This window comes from Mucilaginibacter sp. P4_G9 (assembly GCF_056400985.1).
The window spans coordinates 1-3,636 of the sequence record NZ_JBFUKF010000472.1 but is presented as its reverse complement, the minus strand read 5'-3'; the positions used below and the strand labels follow the sequence as shown (position 1 = coordinate 3,636).

Genomic DNA, 3,636 nt, shown 5'->3' with positions numbered 1-3,636 from the left:
GGCCACCGATTTGGGGCAGGCGGTTAATAGCTATTTTATAAAAGACTTGAAAAATACAGCAGAAAATGGCTATGGACAAACCTACTGGCGAAGTTATTATAGGGGTATTGGCAATGCTAACCTTTCTATAGCTAACATACCCAAAATAGCGGGCATGGATGCCACACAAGTTAAACAATTACTTGGGGAAGCCTATTTTTTAAGGGCCTGGTATTATTTCAGCCTGGTGCAAATGTTTGCTAATATACCCTTGATTACCGAACCCATTGACTTGACGTCATCACAGTTGAAACCCAAACAGGCAACCCCGGAAGATGTTTACAAATTGATTGTGAGTGATTTAACAACAGCCGAGGCGGCAGGCTTACCATGGATAGATGCTGGTGGAAGGGTAAGCCTGGGGGCGGTAAAATCATTGCTTGCCAAAGTATACCTTACTATGGCTGGGTATCCGTTAAAAAAAGGTAATGACTATTATGACCTGGCCGCAAAAAAGGCAGCGGAGGTTATTGACTCAAAACAATTTAAACTCTTTGATAACTATTCTGATTTACACAACCCGAACAAGAAGAATATTGAGGAAAATATTTTTATGATCCAATTTAAAACACAGGTTATCCCCGGTAGCTGGCAGTCATTAATTATTCCTTATAACAAAAATATTTCTGCGTATTCTGCAGAAACCGGCGGTATTTACGCCACTGCAGATTTTGTAAATTCGTACGATCCGGCCGATTTGCGCGCCAAAGAAGGGCAGTTCTTTTTTACCAAATTTACAAATCAGGATGACAGGAAAATTGAGGTGAATTTAGGGGGTTACTTCCTTTACAAACTCTTTGATGTTGATGCACAAACCAATACAGCCAACAGCGATCTTAACTGGTCGCTTATCCGTTATGCTGATGTGCTGCTGGTATATGCCGAAGCATCCAACGAAGTAAGCGGCCCAACAGGTAAAGCATATGACGCTGTTAACGGGATAAGAACAAGGGCGCAGTTGCCAAACCTGGCCGGCCTGTCAAAAGATCAGTTTCGCGAGGCCGTTTGGAAAGAACGCTGGTATGAATTATGCTTTGAAGATGTTACTTGGTTCGATATGGCCCGTCTTCGAAAAGCGTTTAATGTTAGTTCCAAACAGTTTGACGAATACGTTGGGCATAAATTCTCTTACGGCCCCGTTTTAACCGAAAGAGAGCTTTTATTTCCTATTCCGAGTATTGAGTTGCAAAATAACCCCAATTTGATACCGACGAAAGGATATTAATATTCAAAGCATGCCTTATTGGCTATTAAAACAATTGTTGAATAATAATCCTGATGAATTTTGTTACATCAGGATTATTATTTCTTATATCTGTTTAGGTAATCATCCATCTGTACCTGAGGCAAAAGAAATTTGAATATTATCACTAACAATAAATAAAAAATTATGAAACGGTTCTTCCTTTTTTTATGGCTTATCTCCATTTTGCTCCCTGTCGGCGCTCAACAGCTCTCAAATCATCATGACCGTGTTAAATGGTTTACCGATGCCCGTTTTGGGATGTTCATTCACTGGGGCGTATATAGTGGCGCGGAAGGGATATGGAAAGGCGAACGCCTGAGAAACGGAAATAATTATGCAGAATGGCTCCGCTACCGCAATCGTATTTCGGAGGATGAATATGTTCAGTTGGCAAAACGGTTTGATTGGAATAAAATAAACCCGGAACAATGGGTATTGCTGGCTAAAAAGGCAGGAATGAAATATATCCTTATTACCGCCAAGCATCACGATGGGATAGCCATCTGGAATTCTAAAGTAAGCGATGCTAACCTTAGCAAACTTAGCGGTACAAACAGGGATGTGATTAAGGAGTTAGCGGCCGCCTGTAAAAAACATAATATGAAGCTGGGTTTTTATTATTCACATTGGCTTGATTGGGAACATCCAAATGGCTGGGATCACAACCAGGAAATAACCGGCCGGATTACTGATGAGCAATACAATAAATATTGGCAGGAAAAAGTTTTGCCGCAATTGCGCGAACTACTAACCAATTATGGTGACATCGCTATGATCTGGTTTGATATGTGGATAGATTATAAATCCACTATTGTAAAAAAGGAGCAACTGGACCAGGTCATCAAGCTGATACATGAGTTACAACCAGGTTGCCTTATAAATTCCAGGCTGGGATTACCGGCAAGTGATCCGGGCATTGATTTTGAAACCATGGGCGACAACCAGCTGGGTGCGGTATATACAAACCATCCCTGGGAAACTTCGGGAACAATTGCACATTCATGGGGGTACAACGCCCTGGAGAATGAGTATAAGTCTACCAGCCAGTTATTACAATCTTTAATAGGTAATGTTAGCCTCAATGGAGGATTCACTTTAAATATAGGTCCACGGGCGGATGGTTCCGTTCCCTACGAAGATGTAACGAGATTGGATGATATGGGCGCATGGCTTTCTAAAAACGGAGAATCTGTTTATGGGTGTACTGGTCTTGAATTGCGGCCTAATCAACACGATTGGGGGCGGATAACCACAAAAAAGCTGGGCAAAAAACAGATCGTTTACCTACAGGTGTATAACTGGCCATTAGATCATGTGCTGCGTTTAACCGGAATTCTATCAAAGGCCGAAAAAACAGAGCTGATTACGCCATCTGGTAAAATGGCATTGCGCTTTACGCAATCAGGCCCATATACCCATATTCAATTGCCCCAGGTTGCCGCAGATCATTTTGTTTCGGTAATTGCATTGCAATATGCACAATCACTGGAGCTTGATGAAAAGACCGTGGCCGAATCTACCTTTGGAGGGCTTGCTTTAAGTAGTGAAAATGACACAGAAAATCCTTCAAAATATAAACAGGTGCAATTTGATGGCCTACGCCCTTCTCATTTGATAATAGATAAAGATGGTTTAGTTGTATGGCAGATTTATATCCCCGGCCCCGGAACTTATAATGTAGATATATCATACCATAATGACTCAAAAACCGGAATGCCGGTTAAAATTAGCGCAGGCCATCAGGATTTGTCACAAACGTTAAAACCCACCGGAAAGGTGGTGGTAGAGCCTCATGATAGTTATACAGACGAATTTGTGAATAACCGAATTGGTATGTTTGATTTTACTAAAGAAGGTTTTTACAAGGTTACCTTAAAGGTAAGCCCTAAAGAAAATGAAAAGTTATACTTTAATAGAATTTGGTTAAGCAAAAAACCTTAGCAAAAAGTAAGAGTTAATTTATTAGTACGATCCTGGTTCCTAAACAACGGCGGATGTAGGAGATGTATTTCGGATTCGCGACAATATGGTTACCTATATACAAGAAAATCAAGAAGTTATCATGGTAAAAGTGTTCCAGAATAACCTGTTTGTAGTTTTCGGAATGAGCTTGTCAATGGCTCCGAAATGTCCATATGGCGCAACACCCGGTGTAAAATAAAACACTAAAATCACCTATTGAACGGATTTAGGCCGATTTTTGCTAAAAGTGAAGCTATTGAGAATAATAATTCAGCATATATCGAACACCCTTTTGCTTTTAAAAATATGATACAAGTGTTTGTTAGTCAGTATTTTGATTGATGAAAAGTAAAAGCTCAGTTCAGTGCATTTACTAAAAGGGACTATAG

2 protein-coding genes are annotated in these 3,636 nt (G+C 40.4%); both read left to right on the top strand.

The features are described from left to right. Positions 1–1,264: RagB/SusD family nutrient uptake outer membrane protein (locus AC1DPZ_RS23955; RefSeq protein ID WP_477408208.1), on the top strand; the 1,264-nt coding region annotated here is incomplete at its 5' end. Between the two features lie 165 nt (positions 1,265–1,429). Further along, positions 1,430–3,226 carry an alpha-L-fucosidase gene (locus AC1DPZ_RS23950; RefSeq protein ID WP_477408206.1) on the top strand — a complete coding sequence of 599 codons (1,797 nt, stop codon included), beginning with the start codon at positions 1,430–1,432 and terminating at the stop codon, positions 3,224–3,226. Positions 3,227–3,636: the final 410 nt, after the last annotated feature.

What these genes read in the sequence shown, in the direction of transcription:
- AC1DPZ_RS23950 (WP_477408206.1), top strand. Translation starts at nt 1,430, where the DNA reads ATGAAACGGTTCTTCCTTTTTTTATGGCTTATCTCCATTTTGCTCCCT.